Source organism: Microcystis sp. CS-574, from assembly GCF_028329095.1.
Classification (GTDB): domain Bacteria; phylum Cyanobacteriota; class Cyanobacteriia; order Cyanobacteriales; family Microcystaceae; genus Microcystis; species Microcystis ichthyoblabe_A.
In genome coordinates, this window is sequence record NZ_JAQMSY010000043.1 from 1 (window position 1) to 4,637 (window position 4,637).

At 40.8% G+C, this 4,637-nt stretch carries 2 protein-coding genes and 1 pseudogene; all 3 read left to right on the forward strand.

Annotated elements, in window-relative coordinates; translation table 11 throughout:
• On the forward strand, window positions 1-343 hold a 343-nt coding region (locus tag PN470_RS03020; RefSeq protein ID WP_272103616.1), incomplete at its 5' end, for an HNH endonuclease.
• A gap of 100 nt (window positions 344-443) precedes the next feature.
• Window positions 444-725, forward strand: a pseudogene (locus PN470_RS03025) (flavin reductase family protein); the annotation flags it as partial.
• A gap of 75 nt (window positions 726-800) precedes the next feature.
• Window positions 801-4,466, forward strand: a complete 3,666-nt coding sequence (gene bchH / locus PN470_RS03030) for a magnesium chelatase subunit H (RefSeq protein ID WP_271938632.1) — start codon at window positions 801-803, stop codon at window positions 4,464-4,466.
• Window positions 4,467-4,637 lie beyond the last annotated feature (171 nt).

A 4,637-nucleotide genomic window follows, 5' to 3' on the forward strand; every position in this document is an offset into this window, starting at 1 on the left:
AAAGGTAAACCGCCAGATGGCTGCAAATTTAGTCAAAAAAGCGTTTCCACCTGTGCCATATTCAGAAAACAAGCACATCAACGTTAGAGGAGATTATTCGCCTTTTAACGGTGACTTAGTTTACTGGTCTAAGAGACAGTCCAAACTTTACGATGGAGCAACTTCTAGGACTTTAATCCGACAGAACCATACCTGTGGATATTGTGGCTTGAAATTTATTGATGAGGAAAGAATACATCTGCACCACATCGATAGAAATCACGCTAATGGTCGAGCCAATAATCTTTTGGCAGTACACGAATCATGCCACGATTACATCCACAGGTGCAAAAGTGAAAGCTAAGATTATCGGGAGCCGAGTGCGGTGAAAGTTGCACGCTCCGCTCTAAGAGAGAGGTGCGGAGGATAATACCTCCCATCGACTCTACCCACTTTATATCCATTTTGTCCTTAATATCCTCCAAGAAGGTCAACATTTGGCTTTAATGAAGCATTTTCTTAAACCTTTTACTCCCGGAGAAGATCGTTTTGCTAATATCGAAACCACTAAAGCTGAGAACGGTGGGCCGATTCTGGCCGAAGCGCTCGCTTATCTGGAATGTCGGGTAGAACAACGAATGGAGTGCGGTGATCATTGGCTGCTTTATGCGATCGCAGAAAAAGGCAAGGTTTTACACCAAGGTTTAATCGCCATCCATCATCGCAAATCTGGCAGTTATTATTAATTTGTTGTTATGATCATTTCAGGGGGTGTGTTAAGGCAAAATAACGCACCCTGATTTATCAGAAAATAAATTCTTATGAAAAGTATTGTTTTAATTGTTGGCTTTGAAACCTTTAACAGGAATTTATATCGGCAATCGGGCCTGTTGGCTAGTTCTAAATGTCCCGATTTAGAAGTAAAAGTATTCAGCGATAAATCCTTGACTAGCGAACCGGAAATAGTCGAGCAAGCTTTAGCCACTGCTGACGTTTTTTTTGCTAGTTTGATCTTCGATTACGATCAAGTTACTTGGCTGCGGCAACGAGCGGCAGAGATTCCGATTCGCTTAGTTTTTGAGTCTGCTTTAGAGTTAATGAGTTTAACCCGTTTGGGAGAATTTGCTATCGGGGATAAACCAAAAGGAATGCCAAAACCAATTCAATTTATCTTGAGTAAATTTTCCAGTGGCAAGGAAGAAGATAAGTTAGCCGGTTATCTCAGTTTCCTCAAAACTGGACCGAAACTGCTGAAATTTATTCCCGCTAAAAAAGTTCAAGATTTGCGTAATTGGTTAATTATCTACGGTTATTGGAATGCGGGAGGAACCGAAAATGTTGCCGCTATGTGTTGGGTAATTGCCCAAAAATATCTAGGATTAAAAGTACAGGAAATACCCGAAGTCATCGAAACTCCCAATAAGGGACTATTACACCCCGATTATCAGAGTTATTTTCTCACTCCCCAAGAATATTTAACTTGGTATAAAAAAAATAAATCTCTTGATAAACCAGTGGTGGCACTGCTGCTTTATCGGAAGCACGTTATCAGTAAACTACCCTATATTAATCAATTAATCCGTCATTTTGAAACGGCTAATTTAATTCCCCTACCCGTGTTTATTAACGGAGTGGAAGGCCATACAATTGTTCGGGATTGGTTAACCACAGACTACGAAATTCAGCAAAGAAAAAAAGGAATCATTGAAACTCCTTCTTTAAGTGAAGATGCGGTGACAGTAGATGCAATTGTCTCGACGATTGGCTTTCCTTTGGTGGGAGGTCCTGCGGGTTCTATGGAAGCAGGAAGACAGGTAGAAGTGGCTAAACGAATTCTGTCTGCTAAAAATATTCCTTATCTTATCGCTGCCCCTTTATTGATTCAAGATATTTATTCTTGGACAAGACAGGGAATCGGTGGTTTACAGAGTGTGGTTCTATACGCTTTACCGGAATTAGATGGGGCAATTGATACAATTCCTCTGGGGGGATTAGTGGGGGAAACTATCTATTTAATCCCCGAAAGATTACAGCGTTTAACTGGACGTTTGCATAGTTGGATTAAGTTACATAAAACCCCTCCGCAAGAACGCAAAATAGCCATCATTCTCTATGGATTTCCGCCGGGTTATGGGGCAGTTGGTACGGCAGCTTTATTAAATGTTCCCCGGAGTTTAGTTAAGTTTTTACAAGCTTTAGAAGCGCAGGGTTATAATCTGGGAACGATTCCCGAAGACGGGGAAGAAATTATTCAAAAAGTTAAATTTGCCGATGATGAAAATCTCTCTAAACAAAATCGTTTATCGATAGAAACTTTAGAAAATTGGCTAGGTTATCTATTAACTTCTCGCATTGAAAAACAGTGGAAATCCCTTAAAGATGCGGGGATAAAAACTATTGGCGACCAGTATCATTTAGGGGGAATTGAGTTAGGTAATATCTGGATTGGAGTGCAACCACCTTTAGGAATTGCTGGGGATCCGATGCGGTTAATGTTTGAAAAAGATTTAACTCCTCACCCTCAGTATGCAGCCTTTTATCAGTGGTTACAAAAAGATTTTAAGACCGATGCGCTCGTTCATTTTGGTATGCACGGAACTGTCGAATGGCTGCCCGGTTCACCCCTAGGAAATACTGGTTATTCTTGGTCAGATATTTTATTAGGAGATTTACCGAATTTATATATTTATGCCGCTAATAATCCCTCGGAATCTATCCTAGCTAAACGTCGCGGTTATGGGGTGTTAATTTCCCATAATGTGCCTCCCTACGGACGAGCGGGATTATATAAAGAATTGATGATTTTACGAGATTTGATTGCAGAGTTTCGAGAAAATCCTGAGAAAAATTACGCTTTAAGAGATAGTATCCTCCAAAAGATTATTGATACAGGTATCTCTAAAGATTGTCCTTTTCTGGAAGCAGAAAAACAGGGAATAGAATTCACTTTAGAAAATGCCAAATTATTTAGCCGCTATGCACTAACCGATTATTTTGTCAAGGTGTATAATTACCTACAAATCGTCGAACAAAGACTATTTTCTTCGGGTTTACACACCCTAGGAACTGCTCCTAATCAGGAAGAATTAAAAGGTTATCTTGATGCTTATTTCACCGATTTATCTGAGCGAGAATTTCAGCAAATTATCGCTGATGAAGCAACCAATGAAAAGCTTAAAGAAGGCATTGCTATTAAAAATTTATTAGGACAAAATAGCGAAGAATTAACTAATCTTTTGCGGGGATTAAATGGGGAATATGTACCACCGGCACCGGGGGGTGATTTACTCCGGGATGGTGCGGGAGTTTTACCCACAGGACGCAATATACACGCTTTGGATCCCTACCGGATGCCTTCCCCCGCAGCCTACACTCGCGGACGAGAAATCGCCAAAAAACTGCTACAACAAAACTTAACCGAAAAAGGAAAATATCCCGAAACTGTAGCAGTTTTACTCTGGGGATTAGATGTGATTAAAACTAAGGGTGAATCCCTGGGTATTCTCTTAGAATTAGTCGGTGCGGAACCGGTGAAAGAGGGAACAGGAAGAATTGTCAGGTATGAATTAAAACCTTTAGGGGAAATTGGACACCCGCGCATCGATATTCTGGCTAATTTATCGGGAATTTTTCGCGATACTTTTATCAATATTATCGAGTTATTGGATGATTTAATGCAGCGGGCAGCCGAGATAGAAGAATCGGAAAATGATAATTATATCCGTAAGCACTATTTAACCTTAAAAAGTCAAGGAATTGACAATGCCAGCGCTCGTTTATTTTCCAATCCTGCTGGGGATTTTGGCTCTTTAGTTAATGACCAAGTAGTGGAGGGAAATTGGGACAATGACAACGAATTAGCGAAAACTTGGGAAAAGCGTAATGTTTTTAGTTATGGTCGTCAAGATAAGGGACAAGCGCGGCCAGAAGTGCTACAACAGTTATTAAAAACCAGTGAAAGTATTATCCAAGAAATTGACTCGGTAGAATACGGTTTAACCGATATTCAGGAATACTACGGCAACACGGGAGGATTAAAATTAGCCGCAGAAAAACAAAGCGGTAAACGGGTGATGACGAGTTTTGTTGAGAGTTTTTCCAATGATACAACTCCCCGCAAATTAGAGGAGGTTTTGCGCTTAGAATACCGCAGTAAATTACTCAATCCTAAATGGGCCAATGCCATGGTTAATCAAGGTTCTGGTGGGGCCTACGAAATCTCCCAAAGAATGACCGCTTTAATTGGTTGGGGCGGTACGGCTAATTTTAGTGACGATTGGGTGTATGATCAGGCAGCCGATACCTACGCTTTTGATGCAGAAATGGCGGAAAAATTGCGTCAAGCTAATCCCGAAGCTTTCCGTAATATTGTCGGTAGAATGTTAGAAGCACAGGGTCGCGGTTTTTGGCAAGCAGACCCCGACAAATTAGAGAAATTACAGGAATTATATCAATTGACCGATGAAAAGTTAGAAGGGGTTACTTAGGGTTTGCTGAATAAATCTAAAAACCTTCTTGGATAATATCTTTAGGCTTTTTTGAAATCAACAAGTGCCAGCGATTGGAGTCAGGTACTTTTTCCCCGAAAATTAGGTAATTGACTCCCTGAAAATTGGTACAACCCCACACCCTACACCCCACACCCCACACCCCACACC

What these genes read in the sequence shown, in the direction of transcription:
- bchH (WP_271938632.1), top strand. Translation starts at nt 801, where the DNA reads ATGAAAAGTATTGTTTTAATTGTTGGCTTTGAAACCTTTAACAGGAAT.